Annotated in this window: 15 protein-coding genes and 1 tRNA gene; 9 read left to right on the top strand and 7 right to left on the bottom strand. The window is 66.3% G+C overall.

Translation table 11 applies throughout. From position 1 onward, the window contains the following. Window positions 1-179: 179 nt before the first annotated feature. A complete protein-coding gene (locus V5G24_RS09295) occupies window positions 180-6728 on the top strand; it encodes a hypothetical protein (protein WP_394085137.1) in 6549 nt (2182 codons plus the stop codon). Window positions 6729-6870: 142 nt separating this feature from the next. On the opposite strand, the gene V5G24_RS09290 is transcribed toward V5G24_RS09295, so the two are convergent. From V5G24_RS09290 to V5G24_RS09280, 3 genes are all read right to left on the bottom strand, one after another. Next, a complete protein-coding gene (locus tag V5G24_RS09290; protein WP_394085136.1) occupies window positions 6871-7227 on the bottom strand; it encodes a hypothetical protein in 357 nt (118 codons plus the stop codon). 79 nt (window positions 7228-7306) lie between these two features. After that, a tRNA-Met gene (locus V5G24_RS09285) sits at window positions 7307-7383 on the bottom strand. A 125-nt stretch (window positions 7384-7508) separates the two neighbouring features. Continuing rightward, on the bottom strand, window positions 7509-8372 hold the full coding sequence (locus tag V5G24_RS09280; protein ID WP_394085135.1) for an RNA methyltransferase: 864 nt from the start codon (window positions 8370-8372) through the stop codon (window positions 7509-7511). 196 nt (window positions 8373-8568) lie between these two features. Here V5G24_RS09280 and V5G24_RS09275 point away from each other — a divergent pair, with 196 nt between their 5' ends. Continuing rightward, window positions 8569-9783 (top strand): NADP-dependent isocitrate dehydrogenase, encoded by a 1215-nt coding sequence (locus V5G24_RS09275; RefSeq protein ID WP_394085134.1) that lies wholly within the window; start codon window positions 8569-8571, stop codon window positions 9781-9783. A gap of 39 nt (window positions 9784-9822) precedes the next feature. Here V5G24_RS09275 and V5G24_RS09270 read toward each other — a convergent pair whose 3' ends face one another. The 3 genes from V5G24_RS09270 to recA all read right to left on the bottom strand — a co-directional run bounded on the left by V5G24_RS09270 (window position 9823) and on the right by recA (window position 15488). Further along, a complete protein-coding gene (locus V5G24_RS09270) occupies window positions 9823-11031 on the bottom strand; it encodes a cyclic nucleotide-gated ion channel (protein WP_394085133.1) in 1209 nt (402 codons plus the stop codon). A gap of 443 nt (window positions 11032-11474) precedes the next feature. Continuing rightward, complete coding sequence (gene alaS, locus V5G24_RS09265) at window positions 11475-14123, bottom strand: alanine--tRNA ligase (RefSeq protein WP_394085132.1); 2649 nt, start codon at window positions 14121-14123, stop codon at window positions 11475-11477. Between the two features lie 282 nt (window positions 14124-14405). After that, complete coding sequence (gene recA, locus V5G24_RS09260) at window positions 14406-15488, bottom strand: recombinase RecA (RefSeq protein WP_394085131.1); 1083 nt, start codon at window positions 15486-15488, stop codon at window positions 14406-14408. Between the two features lie 340 nt (window positions 15489-15828). Between recA and V5G24_RS09255 the strand changes: the two genes are divergently transcribed. From V5G24_RS09255 to V5G24_RS09230, 6 genes are all read left to right on the top strand, one after another. Then, a complete protein-coding gene (locus V5G24_RS09255; protein ID WP_394085130.1) occupies window positions 15829-16908 on the top strand; it encodes a LacI family DNA-binding transcriptional regulator in 1080 nt (359 codons plus the stop codon). A gap of 83 nt (window positions 16909-16991) precedes the next feature. After that, window positions 16992-18014: an ABC transporter substrate-binding protein gene (locus V5G24_RS09250; RefSeq protein WP_394085129.1), complete on the top strand. Its 1023-nt coding sequence runs from the start codon at window positions 16992-16994 to the stop codon at window positions 18012-18014. A 668-nt stretch (window positions 18015-18682) separates the two neighbouring features. Next, entirely contained in the window at window positions 18683-19501 is an 819-nt protein-coding gene (locus V5G24_RS09245) for an ABC transporter permease (protein WP_394085487.1), read from the top strand. A gap of 5 nt (window positions 19502-19506) precedes the next feature. After that, the gene (locus V5G24_RS09240; RefSeq protein WP_394085488.1) at window positions 19507-20313 is read left to right on the top strand and encodes an ABC transporter permease; all 807 of its coding nucleotides are present in this window, start codon (window positions 19507-19509) and stop codon (window positions 20311-20313) included. A gap of 32 nt (window positions 20314-20345) precedes the next feature. Then, window positions 20346-21377, top strand: coding sequence for an ABC transporter ATP-binding protein (locus tag V5G24_RS09235; RefSeq protein WP_394085599.1), 1032 nt, complete (start codon window positions 20346-20348; stop codon window positions 21375-21377). A 4-nt stretch (window positions 21378-21381) separates the two neighbouring features. Continuing rightward, window positions 21382-22197 (top strand): phosphodiesterase, encoded by an 816-nt coding sequence (locus V5G24_RS09230; protein ID WP_394085489.1) that lies wholly within the window; start codon window positions 21382-21384, stop codon window positions 22195-22197. Window positions 22198-22312: 115 nt separating this feature from the next. On the opposite strand, the gene V5G24_RS09225 is transcribed toward V5G24_RS09230, so the two are convergent. Then, window positions 22313-23080: a GntR family transcriptional regulator gene (locus V5G24_RS09225; protein ID WP_394085490.1), complete on the bottom strand. Its 768-nt coding sequence runs from the start codon at window positions 23078-23080 to the stop codon at window positions 22313-22315. Window positions 23081-23146: 66 nt separating this feature from the next. Here V5G24_RS09225 and V5G24_RS09220 point away from each other — a divergent pair, with 66 nt between their 5' ends. After that, entirely contained in the window at window positions 23147-24223 is a 1077-nt protein-coding gene (locus tag V5G24_RS09220) for a 4-hydroxythreonine-4-phosphate dehydrogenase PdxA (protein WP_394085491.1), read from the top strand. Window positions 24224-24238: the final 15 nt, after the last annotated feature.

The following is a 24238-nucleotide window of genomic DNA, read 5'->3' as shown; positions in this document are numbered from 1 at the left end:
ACGGGTGCTGCATGGCATGCAGGTGTCTTGCTGAAGAATGATCATTTGCCGCCACCTCCACAGGCACGGCATCTCTAGGCTGGGGCGGCGGCTTTCACCTGCGGGCGCAGCGATGAAACGGACCCGGTTCGTCGGCGGCACCTGCGCGCCAGCGAACACCGGATGCCTGGGGGGCTATCATGGGAATGATCAATGCGCGTGTGATTCTGGCGGCGGCCGCCACCAGCTTTGGCGCGGCCACTGCGCTCGCGGGCAACGATCCGGTGATCGATGTGATCGGTCAATCCTCCTGCAGCTATGATTCTTCCTCTGTCACCTATACCTGCACCGCAAGCAACGCGGACGAGACGACCGCCGTCAACGTGAATAATGGACAAGTATCCGGAGACACCATCACGACATCGACGGATGTGACGATCAGCGGAACGGGTAATTTTGAAGCGAGCACTAATTATAATACGGGATTTTTCTATGCCGGATGGGGACAGCAGAAGAACACGACCTATGGCGGGAACAATGGGTACACGGATGGCGGCAATATAACGATAAGTGCCAGCGGGTCGCAGACCGTCTCGCAGTTCTACGCCATGAACCTCCAATACTCCTTCGAGGGGACGACGGGCGACGGGAATCAAAATGTCTATTGGGGTTCCGGGGTCGGCGCCCTGGTCGGGCTATCCATCGGCGGCGGCGGCGTCACCGAGAATAGCGACACCAACACCTCTGATTATAACGGCGGCAGCGGCGGCAGGGTCGAGATCACCAATACCGGCAGCTTCACGGCCGTGTTCGGCTCGCAGTACGTCACCAACTCGAACATTCCCAATATTCCGATCTCCGGGAACGCCATCGCCGCCCTGTCCTTTGGCGGCAACGGGACCAACAACAAGACAAGTGATACGGATTTTGCCGGCGGCGGCGGTGCCGGTGGCGCGGTGACGGTCACCAATGAGGGTACGGTTGTTGCCTCCAGCGCGCTCAGCGTTCCGACCATCGGTATCCTCGCCGTCTCCCAAGGCGGCGTCGGCAGCAACCAGAAGAGCTACGCTTCCGCCCCCGGCGGCAATGGCGGATCCGTCAGCGTCGTCAACGACGGCTCGATTTCGATCGACGCCCCCGAAGCGATCGGAATCGTCGCCGCTTCGCTCGGCGGAAACTCCAACTTCGACACCGACAATAACGGCGAGGACGCTTCCGGGGCCGGCAATGGCGGCAGCGCCAGCGTCACGCTGAATTCCGGCTCCTCCATCACCTTCGCCGCCTCGGGCAGCACCGGCATCGGCGCCATCGCCGTGAGCGCGGGCGGCAATGCCAACAACAGCGAGGTCGGCCAGGGCGGCAGCGCCACCGTCACCGTCAATTCCGGTGCCACCATCGACACCAGCGGCGCCGGCGGCGACGTCTCCATCGGCGCCATGGCGGTGAGCGCCGGCTCCACGGGCAGCCTTTTTCTGCAGACCCAGTCAAGCGGCTACAACGCCGACTATCCCGGGAGCGCAGGCGATGCCACCGTCAACAATTACGGCACCATCAACACCAAGGGCACGCTGGCCGTGGGCGTCGCCGCCCTCTCCATCGGCGGGGCTGCCATCGTCTCCGCTTCCGACGTCGGCCCCGCCACGCTTGGCAACACCGGCGCCCAGCAGGGCGCGCTCGGCGGCAGCACCGCCACGGTGAACAATACCGGCGCCATCACCACCCTTGGCAGCGCCGCCTATGGCATCCTCGCCGCCTCCATCGGCGGCGGCGGCGGAATCATGGACCTTGAGAGCTCGGACCAGACGGCCACCCTGGGCAGCGCCACCGATGGCGGCGGCACCGGCAATGGCGGCTCGGTCGTCGTCACCCATTCCGGCTCCATCGTCACCGGCGACGGCTCGGGCACCGGCGCCGGTGCCGTCGGCATCGTCGCCCAGTCCATCGGCGGCGGCGGCGGCAGTTCCAGCGCCGGCAGCCTCAATATCGGCGCCCAGGACAAGAGCGGCTCCGGCGGCGGCAAGGGCGGCTCGGTCTCGGTCACCCTGTCCGATGCCGCAACCATCGTCACCCAGGACGATAACGCGCTCGGCATCCTTGCCCAGTCGGTGGGCGGCGGCGGCGGCAATGGCGCCAGCAATGCGGGGCTGTTCTCCTCCACCGGCGGCGCGGGCGGTAATGGCGGGGCGGGCGGGGCGGTCACCGTCGATCTTGAGAATACCAGCGGCTACATCCTCACCTCCGGTCTGTTCGCCGGCGGCGTCTATGCCCAGTCGGTGGGGGGCGGCGGCGGCAATGGCGGCGCCTCCACTTCCTTCGGCACCATCATTTCCGATGCCATGGGCGGAACAGGCGGCAGCGGGGGCGCCGGCGGAACGGTGACTGTCACCAACGACACCGCCATCATCAGCCAAGGCAACCAGTCCCTCGGCATTCTGGCGCAGTCAGTGGGCGGCGGCGGCGGCACCGGCGGGGCGGCCAATTCCTACAGCGCCGGCGTGCTGACCGTCTCCCTCGCCGTGGGTGGCGCCGGTGGCGATGGCGGCGCCGGCGGCGCCGTCACGGTGACCCATGAGGGCGCCATCTATACCGGCTGCTCGGACTCGAGCGGCTGCGTCTATGAGATCGCGGGCGCGCCGACCCCTGAGGCGGCGGATTCCATCGGCATCCTCGCCCAGTCCATCGGCGGCGGCGGCGGCGCGGGGGGCTCGGCCACCGCCTATGGCCTGTCCTTCTCCACTGAGGAAATCCCGGTGAACTTCACCTTCACCTATGCGGTGGGCGGCAGCGGTGGCTCGGGCGGGGACGGCGGCACCGTATCGGTGAACCAGGCCGGACGTATCACCACCGGGGCCGACGGCGCCTTTGGCATCCTTGCCCAGTCGATCGGCGGCGGCGGCGGCATTGGCGGCGACGCGAGCGCCTCGTCCTATGCCCTCGAGACCGGGATAGCGACCGTCAAGCTCGCCTTGTCCTATGGCGGCACGGGCGGGGACGGCGGCTCCGGCGGCGATGTGAACGTCACCGTCGGACCCACCGGCGACTGCTCGACCTGCAACGGCACCATCGTGACCTACGGCCATTATGCCCACGGCATCCTCGCCCAGTCGATCGGCGGCGGCGGCGGCGCGGGCGGCGCGGGCGACGCCAGCGCCTCAAGCCCCAATACCGGCGGCACAGGCACTTCCGTGACCTTGACCTACGGCCTCGGCGGAAACGGCGGCGGCGGAGACGATGGAGGCGGCATCACGGTGACGGTGGACGCCGGCAGCGCCATCACCACCTATGGCTCCAGCGCGAGCGCGATCCTTGCCCAGTCCATCGGTGGGGGTGGCGGCATGGCCGGAGGCGGCTCCGCCTCCGCCTCGGGGGATAGCTACGAGGCGAACATCGCCGTCGGCGGCCTGGGCGGCACCGGCAGCGACGGCGGCACCGTGAGCGTCAACAATGCCGGCACCATCTCCACTGGCTCGGTCTACACCAACAGCTCGAATCTCTCCGTGGTGATGGGCGGTGACAGCTTCGGCATCTTCGCCCAGTCCATCGGCGGCGGCGGCGGTTCTGGCGGCACCTCGGACGCGGCCGCCAACATCGACCTGCTGAGTCAGGTGCAAGATGCCATCAACACACCGTCCGCGAGCTATTCGGCCGATATCTCGCTCGGGGGCTCGGGCGGAGCAGCCGGTGACGGCGGGGCGGTCAATCTCACCAATTCCGGCAGCATCACCACCATCGGCCAGCGCGCCTTCGGCATGTTCGGCCAGTCCATCGGCGGCGGCGGCGGCTATGGCGGCGCGGCGACCTCCACCTCCAATTCGGTGATCGGCGGGCCCAGCGCGCCCGGGGCCGGCACCTATTCGGCGGACCTCGCGGTCGGCGGCAACGGCTCGGGCGGCGGCGACGGGGGCGCCGTCTCCTTCACCAATTCCGGCGCCATCACGACCTCGGGCTATGGCGCCCATGCCATGTTCGCCCAATCCATCGGCGGTGGTGGGGGCTTCGGGGCGGAGGGCACGGTGGACAACATCACCACCGTGGGCCTCGGCGCCAGCTATGCCGGCAGCGGCAGTTACGGCGGCGATGGCGGGCAGGTGAGCGTGACCGACACCGGCACGTTGTGGACCGCCGGCGATGACGCCTTCGGCATCTTCGCCCAATCGGTCGGCGCCGGCGGCGGCTCGGCTGGGGTGGGCTGCTCCAACTCGGTCCAGGTGGGGCCCATCGGCAACAGCCAGTCTTTGTGCCTCGGCAACAGCCAGGTGGGGGTGACCACCTCCACCTCCATCTTCAACGATGCGTCCGACTTCACCCTCAACGTGGGGGGGCAGAACGGCCTGTCCGGCAATGGCGGCGACGTCACCATCGCGAAGACCTCGGGGGCCATCATCACCGCCGGCGCGCGGGCCTTTGGCATCGCGGCCCAGTCCATCGGCGGCGGCGGCGGCCTCGTCTCCGCCGCCTCGGCCAATGTGGGTTCGGTGACGTTCGATGATGGCGACCAGGGCGGGGTCGGCGGCGCCTCGGGGTCGGGTGGCACGGTGAGCGTGACGCTCGGCGACGGGGTCGCCGTCACCACCTACGGCGCCGGCGCCTTCGGCGTCTTCGCCCAGTCCGTTGGCGGCGGCGGCGGATTCGCGGGCGATGCCTCGCTTGCCCTCGCCACCACAAACGTCAACAACCTCTCTTATTCCGGCCAATTCAACACTGCCGGCGCCATCACGGTGACGACGTCGGCGGACATCGCCACCAGCGGCGCAAATGCCCATGGCCTGTTCCTGCAATCCATCGCCGACGCCTCGGGCGGCGCCATCGGCATGGGTGACACGCTGACGGCGGGCGGCAACCTCTCCGGCACCCTGTCCACCAGCAACGGCACCGGCGGCTCCATCACCGTCAACCAGGACGGCGGCAGCATCGTCACCTCCGGCGCGGGCGCGGTGGCCATCTTCGCCCAGTCCAGCGGCAACGATACCCACCAGAACCCCATCACCATCAACATTTCCGGCCTCGTCCAGGGCGGCACCGGCGCTTCGGCGGCGGGCGTCTGGCTGTCCGGCGGCATCTCCGGCGGCGGCGAGAGCGAGGTCTCAGGCGTCGCCGCCAACACAATCACCATCAATGAAGGCGGCTCGCTCTCCACGACGGACGGCATCAACGGCCGTGCCATCCTCGCCCAGCAGTCCATCACCAACGTCTTCAATTCCGGCACCCTGACCGGCAGTGTCGATCTCGGCCAGGAATCCTACGACAGCAGCGCGGTGGTGGGCACCATCACCAATTACGGCCTGTTCAACGCCGGCAGCGCCATCACCGCCGCGAGCCTGAGCAACAACGGCACGTTGGCTCCGGGCGGCGTCGGCACGGTCATGGCCACGACGCTGAGCGGAGGCTTCACCCAGTCGTCCAGCGGCATCCTGGCTGTAGACATCAATGCCACGGCGAGCCCAGAGGTGGATCTCCTCCTGGTGGGCGGCACCGCCAGCATCGACGGCACCATCGATCCCACCGCCTCCGCCCTCCTGCCGGGCAGCTACGAGATCGTGCAGGCGGCCAGCCTGAGCACGACCGCAACGACCTCCGCCTCCTATCTGTTCACCTGGGACGTGACGGCCACCACCACGAGCCTGTCCATATCGCCCGATGCGAACTTCACGCCCTCCGGCGCGGGCCTTTCCACCAATGAGCAGGCGCTCGCCAATTACCTGCAGGCTTCGTGGAACGCGGGCGGATCGAGCGGGCTGGCGCCGCTCTACGGCACGCTCTCGCAGGTGGAGAGCGCCAGCGCCTACGCAAGCGATCTCGACCAGATCATCGCCAACGTGTCGGCGGCCGTCACCAACCAGGCTCTCGCCAGCACGTCGGCGCTGGATTCCGCCTTCTCCTGCCCCGTCTTCGAAGGCACCGGCACACTGCTGGGGGAATCGAGCTGCGCCTGGTCGAGCGTGACGGGCAGCACGGCGAGCCTGGGCGGCGGGCGCGAGAGCCCCGCGCAGGACCTCAGCACGCTGACCTTCCGCCTCGGCGGCCAGAAAGAGATCGCGCCGGACTGGTATCTCGGCGCCACCGCCGGCTACAGCTGGAGCTGGACCGAGACCTCCGGCACGGGTAGCGGCGACGGGCAGCGCGGCGATGCAGGCCTCGCACTGAAGCACACCATGGGGCCCTGGTACTTCGGCGCCGGCTTCAACTTGGCCTATGGCCGCACCACCAACGAGCGCTCCATTGACCTGATCGGCCCGGCATTGCCGGCCTCCAGCGCCTCGAACGTGTTCACCGCGTCGGGGCGGGTACGGGCGGCCTATGAGTTCGCCTTTGCGAACTGGTATCTGCGGCCCCATGTGGACCTCGACGTGATCTATGTGGACGCGCCGGGTTACAGCGAGGCCAGCCTCTCGCCCCTCGCCTTCGACGTGTCAGGCCAGTCGGACACTCTGTTCGGCCTGTCGGCGATGGTGGAGGCCGGCGGGCGCGTGAACCTCGATTCAGGCTGGATCCTGAGACCCTATGCGGCGGTGGGGGTCTCCCTGCTTTCGCAGGACACCTGGACCACGCAGGTGAAGCTGCAGGGCGCCCCCGCGGGCCTCGGCACATTCGACATGGAAAGCGACATTCCCGACGTGCTGTTCCGGCTCGACGCTGGCTTGCAGCTCTATCAGCAGACCGGGGCGGAGCTGAAGGCCATCTACGGGCTCTCGGCGGGAAACGACTATCTGTCCAATACAGGATCTCTGCGCTTCAGCTATCGGTTCTAGTAATCGCAGGAACATCCGGCGCGGTCGGTTCGAAGCGCGCGTCCTGAACGCGCTGCGCCATCACCTGATGGACCCAGCGCTGTTCAAAGAATTCTGCGAGGAATTCACCCGCGAGATGAATCGGCTGCGCATGGAGGGGCGTTCATCCATTGATGCGGCCGAGGCCGAGATCAAACGGATCGACCAGGAACTGGGCAAGTTGATGAAGCTCATCCTTGCGTCTGATAGCGACGACGCTCCCACCCGGATGATGAAGCAGATAAAGCAGCTTGAGGCTCGCCAGAAGGAGCTGAAAGCGTTCCTGCAGGACGCCCAGGAACCGCCGCCCCTCCTGCATCCGAATATGGCGCATCACGACCACGTTCAGGTGGACGAACTGTATGCGGCGCTTCAGGAGGATTCGGAGGAAAAGCGGATGACCGCGGCCGACCTGATTCGATCGCTGGTGAGGGATATCATCCTGACGCCGACAGAAGGCGAGTTCCAGGTCGAGGTGCACGGCGATCTGCCTGGAATTCTTGCGATTGCCCTCAAAAGCAAACGGCCCGCCGAAAAGGCGAGCCGTTTGCAAGTCGAGTTGGTTGCGGGGACAGGATTTGAACCTGTGACCTTCAGGTTATGAGCCTGACGAGCTACCGGGCTGCTCCACCCCGCGTCAGAGCTGACAATTTGCCGGCGAACCGGCGTCAGTGACGTGTATGTAACAACGCCGACCCGGGAAGGAAACCCCTCGCTCCAAAAAAAGCGCCCGGATTTCATTTGCCTGTGGACGGCGGCGCTTCACGCCTCCCCTTCCGGCGGCGAAGATCCAGGGCCAGCAAGGGCGCGCGCGCGTTTCTGGGCGGCTTTCTCGTTGCGCTCGCTTTTGCGCTTCTCCCGGCCGATCCGGCCCTCCACCAGGGAGGTGATCATCCCATGCAGGGTTGCAAGGTCCTGTTTGGAGAGGGCGATGCGGTGAAAGATGTTGCGGATGTTCCGCGTCGTGGACGGCTGCTTGTCGGGCGAGCGAAAGAAGGCGGCCGCCTCCAGCTCGCCTTCCAGATGGTCGAAGAAGGCCATGAGATCCTTCTTCTCGGCGACGGGGGATTTTTCAGCCGACGCAAAGGGCAGCGCGCCGCCGCTCGCCCGCTTGAACCATTCGTACGCCACCACCGAGACCGCCGTTGCGAGGTTCAGCGAGGCGAAGGCCGGGTTCACGGGCAAGGTGAGGATGACGTCGCACAGCGAGACTTCCTCCGTATAGAGGCCGGTGCGCTCGCGCCCGAACACAAGAGCCACATCCTCCCCCTGCGCGAACCGGGCCGCCGTCTCCGCCGCCGCCTCGTCGGCGCCGAACACCGGCTTGGCCATGCCGCGTTCGCGGGCGGTAGCGGCAATGGCAAAATTCACATCCGCGAGCGCCGCGCGCAAATCGGGAAAAAGGGTCGCCTCTTCCAGGATGCGATCGGCGCCAGCGGCGAAGATTCGCGCCCGTTCGTCCGGCCAGCCATTGCGCGGATTGACCAGGCGCAGGCGCGAAAGGCCGAAATTGCCCATGGCCCGCGCCGCCGAGCCGATATTGTCGCCGAGCTGCGGTTCCACCAAAATCACCACCGGACCGCCGCCGATCCAGGGCTTCGTGCTGTCAGTTCCTGCGCCGGGCATCACTTTTTCCCTTTATCGGCTCTCTAGCCCGTGGGCACGGCCAAAGTCGAGGTGTCATGCGCTTCTTCTTCTGCTGCGTGAATGCTATAGCGGCCTCGCCGGGCGGGATGTCGTCGGCGCCAGCGGGGCGCGGGCCGATACGGCATCTCCCATAGACCCTCTTTACGCTCTCAGAGCGCCCCGAAAGGTCGTCCACATGGCGAAGATCAAGGTGGCAAATCCTGTCGTCGAACTCGACGGCGATGAGATGACTCGGATCATCTGGCAGTATATCAAGGACAAGCTGATCCATCCCTATCTCGATATCGACCTGGAATATTATGATCTCTCGGTCGAAAATCGCGATGCCACCAACGACCAGGTGACGATCGACGCGGCCGAAGCGATCAAGAAGCATGGCGTCGGCGTGAAATGCGCCACCATCACGCCCGATGAAGCCCGCGTGAAGGAATTCAACCTGAAGGAAATGTGGAAGTCGCCCAACGGCACGATCCGCAACATCCTCGGCGGCGTCATCTTCCGCGAGCCGATCATCTGCAAGAACGTTCCCCGCCTCGTGCCGGGCTGGACGCAGCCGATCATCGTCGGCCGCCATGCCTTCGGCGACCAGTACCGCGCCACCGATTTCAAGGTCCCCGGCAAGGGCACGCTGACCCTCTCCTTCGTGGGCGAAGACGGCACCAAGATCGAGAAGGAAGTCTATAAGTTCCCCGGCGCCGGCGTCGCGCTCTCCATGTACAATCTGGACGAATCGATCCGCGATTTCGCCCGCGCCTCGCTGAATTACGGGCTGAACCGCAATTATCCGGTCTATCTCTCCACCAAGAACACGATTCTGAAGGCCTATGACGGCCGCTTCAAGGACATCTTCCAGGAGATATACGACGCCGAGTTCAAGGAAGAGTTCGAGAAGCGCAAGCTCACCTACGAACACCGCCTGATCGACGACATGGTCGCCTCGGCCCTCAAGTGGTCCGGCGGCTATGTGTGGGCCTGCAAGAATTATGACGGCGACGTGCAGTCCGACATCGTGGCCCAGGGCTTCGGCTCGCTCGGCCTGATGACCTCCGTGCTGATGACCCCCGATGGCATGACGGTGGAAGCGGAAGCCGCTCACGGCACCGTGACCCGCCATTATCGCGAGCATCAGAAGGGCAAGGAGACCTCCACCAATTCCATCGCCTCCATCTTCGCCTGGACGCGGGGCCTCGCCCACCGCGCCAAGCTCGATGGCAACGACGAACTGGCCAAGTTCGCCGACACGCTGGAAAAGGTGTGCGTGGACACGGTGGAAGCCGGCGACATGACCAAGGATCTGGCCTTGCTGGTCGGCGCCGACCAGAAATGGCTCTCCACCACCGGCTTCCTCGACAAGGTTTCTGACAATCTCAACAAAGCCATGGCGGCCTGAGACCCCGCTGGACGGGGCGCCCTGCGGTGCCCCGTCCCTTCAAGCCTCCGGTCCGGGCTGACGGTCCGCCTCGTCGAGCTCCTCCGGCGAAATGTCGCCGCGCGGCCGCAACGAATGCGGCGCCTCCTCGCGATGCTCCAGATCGGCGATCCGGTCCGCGATTTCCGGCCTCCGCGCCAGAAGATCGGTGAAATCCTTTCCGTCCAGGATCAGCAATTGCGTACGCGAGAGCGCCCGCACCGTGGCGCTGCGCAGCCGGCCCGTGCGCAAGGCCATCTCGCCGAAGAAATGCCCCTCGCCCAGGCGCAACGGGCCGGATTCCAGCTCGATCTGAACCTCACCCGAGAGAATGAAGAACATCGAGCGCGCGACATCGCCGCGCCGCATAAGCACCTCACCGGGCTCGGCCGTGTGGGAGGAAAGAAGGCGCAGGATTTCCCCGATTCCCGCCGCGTCCAATTCCGCGAACAGCGGCACGCGCGCCACCATGCCCCAGCTCACCACGAACTCGCGGCGGCGGATCACATCCGCGAATGCCGATGTGATGATGCCCACCGGCAGGGCGAGCATGACGAGGCCGGTGATCATGGTGACGCCCGCCACCATCCGCCCCGCAAGCGTGACCGGCACCACATCGCCATAGCCGACCGTCGTCACCGTGACCACCGCCCACCAGGCCGCGAGGGGGATGGAGCCGAACTTGTCCGGCTGTGCCTCGTGCTCCACCACATACATCACCGAGGCGGCGAGCAGCACCACGGCGGCGATGATGCCGAGGCACGCCAGCAGCGCATGCCGCTCGATCCGGATTGCCTCCAGAAGCGATGCGATGCCCGGTGAATAGCGCGCCAGCTTCATGAACCGCACCAAGCGGAACAGGGCGAAAATGCGCAGGTCGGCGTTCAGCAGCAGCACGAGGCCGAACGGCATGACCGCCAGCAGATCAATGATGGCGGCCGGCGTCGCGGCATAGTTGAGGCGCGCGCGGCCCGTCGGCATCCCGCGAAACCGTGGATTTTCCGGCGCCGCCCACAGGCGCAGGCCATATTCGATCGCAAAGATCACGAACGACGCCAGCTCGAACACGTGCAGGCTCGAGCGATAGGGCGTGCCGATGCTCGGCACGGTTTCGACGATGGCCGCGAAGGTGTTCGCGAGGATGAGCGCGATCAGAAGGGTGTGCACGACCTGCGCTGTGGGATCGCGGACGGCGTCGCGCTCCAGGATGGCGAACATGCGCTTGCGCATGGCGTGCCGCGGCAGGCGCCAGAGGGAAAGCGACGGTGGTGGCTTCTGCCCTGCGGCCGGCATCTGTGGCCGGTTCTCCCTTAAAGCGTGGCGTCGCGCCCTAGGGTGGAGCGACCTAAAAGCGCGACGCCCCATCGTGACACGATGTCAAGCGTGCCCACAAAGCCAAATTCAAGCAGCCCCACGCCGAACCGCGGAATGGATAACGCAGCGCTTCCCGGCTGCGCCGGTGCGCCACGGCGCATATGCCAGCGCCGAGGATACCAGCCGGCGCCGACCCCCAATGGCGCAAACAACACATGCCAGCCCCGGCGCAAACCCGCCCCGAGCAAGTGCCGGCTTCCAGGCCCGCACGCCGACGCCAAAACCGCTCACCTTCCACAGGCCGCGCCCTTTGGCCCACGCCGCTTCGTTGCCAACCGCGACGAAGCCCCAGAACGCCCTCAACCCGCCAGGGCGCTTTCGATCGCAGCCAGGGCTGCATCCGCCTTGGCCGCATCAGGACCGCCGCCCTGGGCCATGTCGGGGCGCCCGCCGCCACCCTTGCCGCCCAGCGCCTCGACACCGGCGCGCACGAGCCTCTGCGCATCGAACCGCGCGACGAGATCGGCCGTCACACCCACCACGAGGCCCGCCTTGCCGTCATCGGTGACGCCGACGATCGCGACCACCCCAGAGCCCAGGCGCTTCTTGCCCTCATCGACCAAACTCTTGAGATCCTTGAGCTCGATCCCCGAAACCTGTTTCGCCATCAGCTTCACGTCGCCAACGGTGCGAAGCGGCTCTTCGCCACCGGCCCCGCCCATGGCGAGGCGCTTGCGCGCGTCCGCAAGATCTCGCTCCAGCTTGCGTCGTTCGTCCACCAAGGCGGTGATGCGTGCATCCAGATCCGCCGGCACGGTCTTCAGGCTCGCGGCCGCCGACTGCAAGGCGGCATTGGCCGCATTGAGATGATGGCGGGCGGTGGTCGCAGTGAGCGCTTCAAGGCGCCGCACGCCGGACGCCACCGCGCTTTCCGAAACGATCGACACGATGCCGATATCGCCGGTGCGCGACACATGGGTGCCGCCGCACAATTCCACCGAATAAGGCGCGCCATTGCCGGGGTCGGTGCCCATGGAGACGACGCGAACCTCATCGCCATATTTCTCGCCGAACAGCGCCCGGGCTCCGGATTCAATGGCTTCGTCCACCGCCATGAGGCGCGTGTCCACGGGCTCGTTCCGCAGCACATAGGCGTTGGCGATGTCCTCCACCTGCGCCAGCTCGGCCTGCGAGAGGGGCTTGGGATGGCTGAAATCGAACCGCAGCCGGTCGGGTGCCACGAGCGAGCCCTTCTGGGCCACATGGTCACCAAGAACGCGCCGCAACGCCTCGTGCAGGAGGTGGGTGGCGGAATGATTGGCCCGGACTGCCGAGCGGCGCTCATGATCCACCGACAGCGCGACCGCAGCCCCGACCCGCAGCGCCCCATCCTTCACCTTCACGTCGTGCACGAAAAGGTCGCCCAACTTCTTCTGAGTGTTGAGGATTTCGGCGGCGACACCGCCCTCGCCCGCGAGACGGCCGCTGTCGCCCACCTGTCCGCCGGACTCGCCATAGAAGGGGGTCTGGTTGACCACCAGCAGCCCCTGCTCGCCCGCCTTGAGTTCGTCGACCTCGACACCGTCACGGACCAGCGCGCGCACCACGCCCTCGGCGCTTTCCGTATCGTAGCCGAGGAATTCCGTTGCCCCCTCGCGCTCGCGCAGCGCGAACCAGACCGCGTCCGTCGCCGCCTCGCCCGAGCCCTGCCAGGCTGCGCGCGCGTCCGCCTTCTGCCGCTCCATGGCGGTCTTGAATGCGTCGGTATCCACATGAATGCCGCGGCCGCGCAACGCGTCCTCGGTCAGGTCGAGCGGAAACCCGTAGGTATCGTAAAGCTTGAACGCCACATCGCCAGGGAAGCTCGCGCCGCTGGTGAGGCCTGCGCTTTCCTCCTCCAGGATCAGCAGCCCGCGTTCGAGCGTGCGGCGGAACCGACGCTCCTCCAGAAGCAGCGTCTCGGTGGCGAGCGCTTCCGCCCGCACGATCTCGGGATAGGCCCGGCCCATTTCGCGCACCAGGATCGGCACGAGGCGATGCAGGAGCGGATCACGCGCGCCCAGAAGCTGGGCATGGCGCATGGCGCGCCGCATGATTCGCCGCAACACATAGCCGCGCCCTTCGTTGGACGGGAGCACACCATCGGCGGTGAGGAAGACCGAGGCGCGCAGATGATCGGCGATGACGCGATGGCTGGCCTTCTGCGGTCCATCCGGGGAAACGCCCGTCAAGTCCGCGACCTCGGCGATGATCGCCCGCATCAGGTCTGTTTCGTAATTGTCGTGCGTGCCTTGCAGCAGGGCGGAGATACGCTCGAGCCCCATGCCGGTGTCGATCGAGGGGCGCGGCAGCGCCAAGCGCTCCCCGCCCGGAAGCTGCTCATATTGCATGAACACGAGATTCCAGATCTCGATGAAACGGTCGCCGTCCGCATCGGCGGAGCCCGGTGGGCCGCCGGGAATGTGCGCGCCGTGATCGAAGAAAATCTCTGAACACGGGCCACAGGGGCCGGTATCGCCCATGGCCCAGAAATTGTCTGAGGTGGAAATTCGGATGATACGCTCGTCGGGCAGGCCGGCGATCTTCTTCCACAAGGCGTGCGCCTCGTCGTCCTCGGAATAGACCGTGACCAGGAGCCGGTCCTTCGCCAATTCGAACTCGCGGGTGACAAGGTTCCAGGCCAACTCGATCGCGCGGTCCTTGAAATAGTCACCGAACGAGAAATTGCCGAGCATTTCGAAGAAGGTATGGTGCCTAGCCGTATAGCCGACATTGTCCAGATCATTGTGCTTGCCGCCGGCGCGCACGCATTTCTGGGAGGTCACCGCCCGCGAATAAGGGCGCTTCTCCATGCCTGTGAAGACATTCTTGAATTGCACCATGCCCGCATTGGTGAACATGAGCGTCGGGTCGTTACGCGGTACCAGAGGCGAGGAAGGCACCGCCTCGTGGCCCTGCTTCACGAAATAATCGACGAAGGTCGACCGGATCTCATTCACGCCGCTCATGTGCCGGCCACCATACCCTTGACTGGATTTATCCCGACGCGCGGACGGGCGCGGCGTCGGTTCTCGCACGGCCCGGACAAACGCCAAAGCCCTCATGCGCAAGCGAAGATCGTTTAACGATGCCGTTTCCGCTTGTCCAGAAAAGCGTTTCCGGCGCCTCCGCTCCAGGCTGATCGCGCCCCGCCCTCCGCTTCGCGCCGCAAGTGAGGCAAACTCGCCCCTGCGGCGTCAAAAGGCGGAGCCGGGCTCCGCCTCCTTATCACCGGAACTCTAGGCGGATCCTCAATCCTCGGCGGCCTCGGCGGATCCTTCATCGTCGGGACCGGCGAGGATCTGCTCGGCGATCAGACCTGCGTTCTGGCGCACGGCCGCTTCGATTCGCCCTGCGACTTCCGCATTCTGCTTCAAGAATGCCTTGGCGTTCTCGCGCCCCTGGCCGAGCCGCTGGCTGTCGTAGGAGAACCAGGAGCCGGACTTTTCCACCACTCCGGCGCGCACGCCGAGATCAAGCAGTTCGCCGGTCTTGGAGACGCCTTCGCCATAGATGATGTCGAATTCCACCTGCTTGAACGGGGGCGCCAGCTTGTTCTTCACCACCTTCACGCGGGTCTGGTTGCCGATCACCTCGTCGCGCTCCTTGATCATCCCGATGCGGCGGATGTCGAGGCGGACGGACGCATAGAATTTCAAGGCGTTGCCGCCGGTCGTGGTCTCCGGCGAACCATACATCACGCCGATCTTCATGCGGATCTGGTTGATGAAGATCACCATGGTGTTCGACTTGGATATGGACGCCGTCAGCTTGCGCAGAGCCTGGCTCATCAGGCGCGCCTGCATGCCGGGCTGGCTGTCGCCCATCTCGCCGTCCAGTTCGGCGCGCGGGGTGAGGGCGGCAACCGAATCGATCACCAGCACGTCCACCGCGCCGGAGCGCACCAGCGTGTCGCAGATCTCGAGCGCTTGTTCGCCCGCATCCGGCTGGGAAATAAGGAGATCGTCCAGATTCACGCCGAGCTTGCGAGCATAGATGGGATCGAGCGCATGCTCGGCGTCGATGAAGGCGCAGACGCCGCCCTTTTTCTGAGCTTCTGCAACGGTATGCAGGGCCAGCGTGGTCTTGCCGGACGATTCGGGGCCGAAGATCTCGACCACCCGTCCGCGCGGCAGGCCACCGATGCCCAGCGCGATGTCCAGCCCCAGCGACCCGGAAGGAATGCTTTCAATTTCAATGGCTTTGCCGCTCTTGCCGAGCCGCATGATCGAGCCCTTGCCGAAATGCCGCTCGATCTGTGAGAGCGCGGCGTCGAGCGCTTTCGTCTTATCCATGGAGGAACCTTCGACGAGTCTGAGTGTGGACTGAGTCATCGCTGTGCTCTCCGCCGCGCGCAAGGATTATTCGCTATTCCAAATTCGTACCTGTTTTGTTCGATGTTCGCAATATGTTCTCGTTGAGTTCGGCGCTTATCGCTAAGTTTCCGTGAACCTTCGCCGCGCCGAAATGTCGGGGCCGCTTTTCGCCCCCGAAAAGCGGGTTGAAGCGGATTTGCCGGCGGGACGGCACAGCCGGCCCAACCGTGCTGCGCGCCGCCTCCCTTTCCCATCGCCCGCCGTGCCGACCATGCGCGGCCGCCGCGTCATACGGCTGTAACATCGCGGCCCTACGAGAACCGTGTAAACGGTTACATACTCAATTCGGGGAGCCGCCTTGGCACGCGCCGTTACCATCCGCACCGTCGCCGAGCGCGCCGGCTGCTCCATCGCCACTGTCAGCCGCGTCATCAATGGCACGGCGCGGGCAAGCGCCGATGCAGAAGCGCGCGTGCGGGCAGCCATCGCCGAACTGGAGTTTCGGCCGAGTGAGATCGGCCGTTCGCTGAAGACCCTGCGCACCCGCACCGTCGGCGTGGTGATCCCGAGCCTGACCAATCCCGTGTTTGCCAGCTCGGTCGCCGGCATCGAGGCGGAAGCGCGCGTGCGCGGCCATGCCCTGCTGGTGACCGCCACCGATTATGACCCCGCCCGCGAACGCGCGGTGGTGGATACGCTGGTGGCCCAGAGCGTGGCCGGGCTCGTGCTCACGGTTGCGGACCCCGACTCCAATCCCACCCTCGACATGCTGGATGCCGAGGGCATCCCCTATGTGCTGGTCTATAACGAGCCGCAGCGCATTCCCCGCCCGGCCGTGACGGTGGACAATGCGGGCGCCACCCGCGCGCTCACCGAGGCGCTGATCGCGCATGGGCACAGGCGCATCCTGTTCATCGCCGGGCGCTTCTCCTCGTCCGATCGCTCGCGCCTGCGCCACCAGGGCTATCTCGCCGCCATGGGCGCGGCAGGCCTTGTGCCCGAGCCGGTGCTGGAACTGGACTATATCGCCGACGCCCCGGCCCATCGCGCGGCGTTGGAAAGCCTGTTCGGGGCGCGGGCGCGGCCCACCGCCATGATCTGCTCCAACGATCTGCTGGCGCTCTCCATCATCGCCGCCGTGCGCGCCATGGGGCTTTCAGTCCCCGGCGACATGTCGGTGGCCGGGTTCGACGGCATCGCCATCGGCCGGCTCGTGACGCCGGAACTCTCCACCGTGGACCAGCCGACTCGCCTCATGGGCGCACGCGCCATCGAGCGGCTGTTCGACATGTTCGAGGGCGCGACGGGACGGGCGGTGGAGCACCTGCCCTATCATCTGCGCCTCACCGGCACCCTCGCCGCCGCGCCGCCGGACCCCGGCGCCGCCTCCCCTCTCCCCGGTCCGCCCGCAGGCGGATCGTGCGCCCCGGCCGCCTGAGGCCCGCCTTTCGTACCGCGTTCCCGACCCGTCCGGCTCCCTGGCCGGGCACCCCTTCGTGCGACCACATGAAAGACCAAGGCATGAATTTCTCAGCCCTGAAGTCCCTGCTCGCCGTGCCGCTGCTCGCGGCCGCCCTGCTGCCCGCCACCCTCGCACCCGCCAAGGCGGCGGATGCCATCTGCTACAATTGCCCCACCGAATGGGCCGATTGGGGCAGCATGCTCAAGGCCATCAAGGCCGACACCGGTGTCGAGGTGCCGCCCGACAACAAGAATTCCGGCCAGTCTTTGGCCCAGATGATCGCCGAAAAGGCGAGCCCCGTGGCGGATGTCGCCTATCTCGGCGTCACCTTCGGCATCAAGGCCAAGGATGCCGGCGTCACCCAGGCCTATGAGCCGAAGAATTTCTCGCAGATCCCGGCCGGCCTGAAGGATCCCGAGGGCCATTGGTTCACCATCCATTCCGGCACGCTCGGCCTGTTCGTGAACAAGGACGCGCTGGGCGGCGCGCCGGTGCCGGCCTGCTGGTCGGACCTGCTGAAGCCCGAATACAAGGGCATGGTCGGCTATCTCGACCCCTCCAGCGCGTTCGTCGGCTATGTGGGCGCGGTGGCGGTGAACAACGCGCTCGGCGGCTCGCTGGACAATTTCAATCCCGGCCTCGACTTCTTCAAGAAGCTCGCCGCCAACCAGCCGATCGTGCCGAAGCAGACCTCCTATGCCCGCGTGGTCTCCGGCGAGATCCCGATCCTGTTCGACTACGACTTCAACGCCTATCGCGCCAAATACAGCGAGAAGGGCAATTTCGCCTTCGTCATCCCCTGCGAGGGCTCGATCGTCGTTCCTTATGTGATGACCATGGTGAAGAACGACCCGCATCCCGAAGCGGCCAAGAAGGTGCTGGACTATGTGCTGTCCGACAAGGGACAGGCCATGTGGGCCGCCGCCTATCTGCGCCCGGTGCGCGACGTGCCGCTGCCGAAGGAGGTCGCCGACCGCTTCCTGCCCGCCGCCGATTATGCCCGCGCCAAGCCGGTGGACTACGGCAAGATGGAGACCGTGCAGAAGGGCTTCGCCGACAAGTATCTCGCCGAGGTGAAATAGCCCGCAAAGCCCTCTCCCGCTTGCGGGGGAGGGTTGGGAGGGGGCAAGCGACATCCCCCGGCGTGCAAGGAGTACGCCGCGAGAGCTGCGCCCCTCACCCCAACCCTCTCCCCGTCGGGGAGAGGGGGAGCAAGGTGCACGCCGTAAGGCTTTGTCCCGATGCGTCATCGCACCTTGCAAGCACATCACCTCTCCCCGACGGGGAGAGGTCGACCGCTCAGCTGGCGGGGGAGGCGCCGGCGCCCAAGAACGAGCGCTGCCCCCTCATCCCAGCCCTCTCCCCGGTGGGGAGAGGGGGCAAAGCGCACGCGGCAAGGTGGTGTCCCCGTCTGGACGTGTCGACGCCGCTTTGCGCATCACCTCTCCCCCACGGGGAGAGGTCGACCGCGCAGCGGGCGGGTGAGGGGCCGGCGCCCAAGAACAAGCGCTGCCCCCTCATCCCAGCCCTCTCCCCGGTGGGGAGAGGGGGCAAAGCGCACGCGGCAAGGTGGTGTCCCCGTCTGGACGTGTCGACGCCGCTTTGCGCATCACCTCTCCCCCACGGGGAGAGGTCGACCGCGCAGCGGGCGGGTGAGGGGCCGGCGCCCAAGAACAAGCGCTGCCCCCTCACCCCAGCCCTCTCCCCGGTGGGGAGAGGGATCACCCATAAACCGAGACCTTGGAAAGCCATGAACAGCGCCGATCGCCTGGCCAACATCCTGCTGCTGCCGCTCGGCGTGTTCGTGCTGGCCTTCTTCCTGCTGCCGCTGGTGCGGGTGGTGGCGGTGGCCGGCGCGGGGCCGAACGGGATAGCGGAATATCTCGTCATCCTCACCAATCCCCGCCATTTCGCGACCCTTATCGCCACCCTCGCGCTCTCCGCCGGGGTGACGCTGGCGACGCTCGCCATCGGCACGGTGGTGGCGCTGTTTTTGGCGCGGAACCGCTTTTTCGGCCGCGCTTTCCTTGTTTCCATGCTCACCCTGCCGCTCGCCTTTCCCGGCGTCGTGGTCGGCTTCATGATCATCCTGCTGGCCGGCCGGCAAGGATTGCTCGGCGGCATCACCCAGAGCCTTGGGCTCGGCAAATGGGTGTTTGCGTATTCCATGGCCGGCCTGTTCGCGGGCTATGTGTATTTCTCCCTGCCGCGCGTGCTGGTGACGCTGATGGCGGCGGCGGAAAAGCTTGATCCCGCGCTGTCGGAGGCCGCGCGCTCACTGGGCGCGGGGCGGTTCGAGGTCCTGCGGGATGTGATCCTGCCGGGGCTCGCGCCGGCGCTGATGGCCTGCGGCGCGATCGCGTTCGCAACCGCCATGGGGGCCTTCGGCACCGCGTTTACGCTCGCCACCCGCATCGATGTGCTGGCCATGACGATCTATACGGAATTCACCCTTGCGGCGAACTTCTCCAGCGCCTGCGCCTTGTCGCTGGCGCTCGGGCTGATCACCTGGGGTGTGCTCGCGGCGACCCGCAATTTCGCCGGTGCCGGCGTCGCGGCGGCGGGGTGAGGAGCATGCGCGCGAACCCTCTCGTCTTCGGCTTCCAACTGCTTGTGACGCTGCTTGCGGCCGCTTTTCTGGTTGTACCGGCCCTCACAAGCATACTTGCAGGCCTTACAGTCAATTATTTCCAGGGGGTGCGCTCCGGCCTCACCCTGGAATGGGTGGCGCAGGTGTGGGGGCTTTATGCGCCCACGATCTTCCGTTCAATCCTGATCGCGCTCGGTACGCTCGCCGTGACCTTGCTGATTGGCGTGCCCGCCGCCTGGGCGCTGGTGAGGAAGCCGGGCCGCTTCTCGCGCCTGGTGGAGGAGATCGTGACCCTGCCCGTCGCCATTCCCGGCCTTGCGCTCGCCCTGGCGCTGATCCTCGCCTATGGCGGCATCCGCGCGTTCCGCGCCAGCGATGCCTTCATCCTGGTGGGGCATGTGCTCTACACCTTGCCCTTCATGCTGCGCGCGGTGATGGCGGTGCTCGCGGCGGTGGACGTGCGCACGCTGGAGGAAGGGGCGGCGAGCCTGGGCGCCTCGCCCTGGCAGCGTTTCATCCAGGTGGTGGTGCCCAATGCCCGCCCTGGCATCCTTGCCGGCGCGCTGATGGTGGTGACGCTCTCCATCGGCGAATTCAACCTCACCTGGATGCTGCACACCCCGCTCACCGCCACTTTGCCCGTGGGGCTGGCCGACAGCTATGCCTCGATGCGGCTCGAAATCGCGAGCGCCTATACGCTCGTCTTCTTCATCATGATCGTGCCCCTGCTGCTCGCCATCCAGTTCGTCGGCGGCGAGCGCCGGGCCATGGACCGGAAGACCCGCCCGTGAGCCAATCTCCCCTCCCCGCCCCGGCGCTCGCCATGCAGGGCGCCGCCATCACTCTGGCGCGCTGCGCGAAAACCTTCGCCGACGGCACCCGCGCACTGGAGCCACTAGACCTTTCCATCGCGAGCGGCGAAACCCTGGTGCTGCTCGGCCCCTCGGGCTGCGGCAAGACGACGACCTTGCGTATCATCGCCGGGCTGGAGGCGCCCGACGCGGGCGGCACGGTCACCTTCGACGGCGCGGACGTGACCGCTCTGCCCATCGAGAAGCGCAATGTGGGCATGGTGTTTCAATCCTATGCTTTGTTCCCCAACATGAATGTGGTGGAGAACGTCTCCTACGGCCTGCGCGTGCGCGGCGTCGCCAAGGCGGAGCGGCTCAAGCGCGCCGCCGAGGTTCTGGAGATGATGCGCATCGATGCCCTCGCCACCCGCCGCATCGACCAACTCTCCGGCGGCCAGCGCCAGCGCGTCGCGCTCGCCCGTGCGCTCGCCGTGCGGCCGCGCGCAATCCTGCTGGACGAGCCTTTGACGGCGCTCGACGCCGCCTTGCGCGAGCATCTACGCACCGAAATCGACGCGCTTTTGCGCAGCCTCGCGATCACCGCCATCTATGTCACCCACGACCAGGCGGAGGCGCTGGCGCTGGGCGATCGCATCGTGGTGATGCGCCAGGGCGCCATCGCGCAGATCGGCACGCCGCGCGACATCTATTTCAAGCCCGCCGACGCCTTCGTCGCGGCCTTCGTGGGCACCACCAACCGCCTGGAAGGAACGATCCGCGACGGCCGCTTCGAGACCGCCGCCGGCTTCCTGCCCCATGCCGGCGCGGACGCGGCAAAGGCGGCGCTCGCCTTCCGCCCGGAGGTGGCGCGCATCTGCGGCCCGGAAGAAACCGGGCTTCATTTCACCATCGCCCAGGTGCATTTCCTTGGCGCGCGCCAGCGCGTGGTGCTCACCGCGCCCGACGACAGCCGCATCATCGTGGAAACCGCGCCCGAGGAGCCGCTCGCGCTCGGCGCGCGCGTGGGCCTCGCCATCGATCCTTCCCGCCTCGTTCCGGTGTGACCTCATGCTGATTGCCCAGATGACCGATACCCATATCCGCCCCTCCGGCACGCTGGCCTATGGGGTGGTGGACACCGCCGCCCATCTGGAACGGGCGGTGGACCATCTCATGGCGCTCGCGCCGCGCCCCGACGTGCTGCTGGTGACGGGCGACCTCACCGATTTCGACCGGCCGGACGAATACGCCCGCTTCCGCGCGCTCACCGATGCGCTGCCCATGCCGCTGCTGCCGATTCCCGGCAATCACGACAGCACGGCCGGCGTTGCGGCGGCGTTCCCGCAGATCGCGGCGCGGGCGCAGGCGGGCAAGCTGAATTATGTGGTGGAGGACTTTCCCGTCCGCCTCGTGATGCTGGATTCGTCCGTGGCCGGCGCCTCCCACGGCGCACTCGGCGCGGCGACCCTCGCCTGGCTGGACGAGACCCTCGCGGCGGCTGCGGACCGGCCGACTTTGATCGCCCTCCACCATCCGCCGTTTCTCACCGGCATCCGCCATATGGACGTGCAGAATTTGCGCGATGCGGACGCGCTGGAGGCGGTTGTGGCGCGCCATTCCAATGTTCTCGCTGTGGTGTGCGGCCATGTGCATCGCACGGTTTTTACCCGGTTCGCCGGGGTGCCGGCCTCCATCGGCCCCTCGCCGGCCCATGCGGTAAGTCTCGATCTCGACCCCGCCGCCCCTCCCACTTTCCACCTGGAACCGCCCGCCCTGCACCTGCATCGTTTCGCCGGCGGACGGCTCGTGACCCATTTGAGTTTCATCGGAACCTACGCCGGGCCGCATCCCTTCTTCGGCCCGGACAAGGCCCTGCTGGACTGAACCGGCGGCGCGCGCGGAAGTATTTCATCGTTTCACGCAACGATGAAATACTTAAACTTATTGAGTTGTCGCATTTTCTTTACGCGAACTGGCGTCCACTTTGCTTGCAAACACTCTAAAGCTCGCTCTCCTGCGAGACGTCCTGAAGCCGGCGGAGCGTCAAGTCGAGATGACGCTCCAACACCAGATGCAATCTTTCCTTGTCCCGCGCTTCCAATGCAGCCGTGATCTCGATGTGCTGCTTGACCGCCTCGGTCCAGATCTTCGGTCTGTCGTTGCCGATGAAGCGCACCCGCCGCAGGCGCTCCTGCACGGTGCGGTGAAAGCGCGCGAGCGTCTCGTTGTGGGACATATCCACCAATAATTGGTGGAGCTGCTGGTTCAGCTTGAAATAAGCGAGGCGATTGCGCGCCTCATACTCGGCGACCATCTCGTCGTGTGTGGCGCGGAAGTAAGCGATCTCTTCGTCGCTGGCGATTTCGCACGCCATGCGGGCGCACGTTTGCTCGATCGCGCCAAGCGCGCGCATCATGTCGATGGTCTCGACCAGCGCGAACTTGCGGATGATGGCGCCCTTGTTGCGCACCAGATCCACCAATCCCTCGCTGGCAAGCGTTTTCAATGCCTCGCGCAACGGCGTGCGCGAGACGCCGAGCGATCTTCCCAGCTGAACTTCATTGATCCTGCTTCCGGGATCGAGGCGCCCTTCCACGATCATGTCGCGAATACGCATGGCGACTTCATCATGCAGCGTGCGCTGCTGAATCGGCACCTCCTGATAATCCACGGCGGCGGTCGGCCCACGGAGCAAGGTCACGGCAAACTCGAAGTTGTTCCCTCTCGTGTCTAGCGCAAAAAAAAATGCTTGCAAGCGGCTGCCCACTGCGTGCAGAACACTGTATGCACTTTGAGAGGGCGGCGACAGATCGCCCCTTGGGAGGAGCCGAGCATGGGATTTTCCACCGCCATCAGCGGGCGGGATCGGTGTGTCATGGGTCTCGCCATGGGCGATCCGGGCGGCATCGGTGCCGAGCTTGCCGCCATGATGCTCACCGACCCGGTGATCAGCGCTGCCATTCAGCTCGTTGTTCTCGGCAACCGGCGGATGCTGGAGGCGGGCGCCGCCACCTGCGGCCTCCGCCTCGATCTGCCCGGCCTGCCGCTCGCAAGCCTCTCGCGCGACGCGATCCTGGCCGAAGGCCGCCACGTGATGGTGGAGGTCGGCGACACGGCCGACCTATCCCACCTTAAGCTCGGCGAACCGACCCGCGAGGGCGGTGCCTTCGCGCTGGAGAATTTCCGCACCGGCATCCGCCTCGCCAAGGAGGGCGTGCTGGAGGCGCTGTGCTTCACGCCCTTCAACAAATACGCAATGCGCCTCGCCTACCCCTCGTATCAGGACGAGATCGTCTTCATCTCGGAGATCCTCGGCGCGGGAACCGGCGTCGCCGAATTCAACGTCGCCGACATCTGGACCGGGCGCGTCACCTCCCATGTGCCGCTCTCGCAGGTGGCCCCGCTCATCACCCGCGAGGCGGTGCTGGGGCGCTTGGTGATGACCGACCGCATCATGCGCGCCGGCGGCGTCGCCCATCCGAAAATCGCAGTGGCAGGGCTTAATCCCCATGCCGGCGACAATGGCAATTTCGGCCGCGAGGAAATCGAGGTGATCGCGCCCGCCGTGGCCGAGGGCCGCGCGCGCGGCATCGATTGCGACGGGCCGTTCTCGCCGGACACGGTGTTCGTGCGGGCCACCCGTGGCGACTTCAATTCCGTGCTGACCATGTATCACGACCAGGGTCAGATCGCGATGAAGCTGATGAATTTCGAGAAGGGCGTGGTCCTTTTCGGCGGCTTCCCCTTCCCCATTTGCACGCCGGCCCACGGCACCGCCTACGACATCGCGGGCGCGGGCAAGGCCCATCCCGGTGCCATGCGCGCGACGCTGCTGCTGGCCGCGAGCCTTGCTTCCGGCAGGGCCGCCCCTGCCCCCGTTGTGACATCAAGCGCCGCCGCCTCCGCCTGAGCGGACATCGAGCGA

Source organism: Roseixanthobacter finlandensis (assembly GCF_043195105.2).
In the GTDB taxonomy this organism is placed as follows: Bacteria; Pseudomonadota; Alphaproteobacteria; order Rhizobiales; family Xanthobacteraceae; genus NCEH01.
Note: the sequence above shows the minus strand (reverse complement) of the source record. Positions and strands in the feature narration are given on the sequence as shown.

Coding starts and splice junctions, on each gene's coding strand:
- V5G24_RS09270 (WP_394085133.1), bottom strand. CDS start 11,031: ATGCGCAAGCGCATGTTCGCCATCCTGGAGCGCGACGCCGTCCGCGAT.
- V5G24_RS09275 (WP_394085134.1), top strand. CDS start 8,569: ATGGCGAAGATCAAGGTGGCAAATCCTGTCGTCGAACTCGACGGCGAT.
- V5G24_RS09240 (WP_394085488.1), top strand. CDS start 19,507: ATGCGCGCGAACCCTCTCGTCTTCGGCTTCCAACTGCTTGTGACGCTG.
- V5G24_RS09245 (WP_394085487.1), top strand. CDS start 18,683: ATGAACAGCGCCGATCGCCTGGCCAACATCCTGCTGCTGCCGCTCGGC.
- V5G24_RS09230 (WP_394085489.1), top strand. CDS start 21,382: ATGCTGATTGCCCAGATGACCGATACCCATATCCGCCCCTCCGGCACG.
- V5G24_RS09220 (WP_394085491.1), top strand. CDS start 23,147: ATGGGATTTTCCACCGCCATCAGCGGGCGGGATCGGTGTGTCATGGGT.
- V5G24_RS09280 (WP_394085135.1), bottom strand. CDS start 8,372: ATGCCCGGCGCAGGAACTGACAGCACGAAGCCCTGGATCGGCGGCGGT.
- V5G24_RS09295 (WP_394085137.1), top strand. CDS start 180: ATGGGAATGATCAATGCGCGTGTGATTCTGGCGGCGGCCGCCACCAGC.
- V5G24_RS09250 (WP_394085129.1), top strand. CDS start 16,992: ATGAATTTCTCAGCCCTGAAGTCCCTGCTCGCCGTGCCGCTGCTCGCG.
- recA (WP_394085131.1), bottom strand. CDS start 15,488: ATGACTCAGTCCACACTCAGACTCGTCGAAGGTTCCTCCATGGATAAG.
- V5G24_RS09235 (WP_394085599.1), top strand. CDS start 20,346: ATGCAGGGCGCCGCCATCACTCTGGCGCGCTGCGCGAAAACCTTCGCC.
- alaS (WP_394085132.1), bottom strand. CDS start 14,123: ATGAGCGGCGTGAATGAGATCCGGTCGACCTTCGTCGATTATTTCGTG.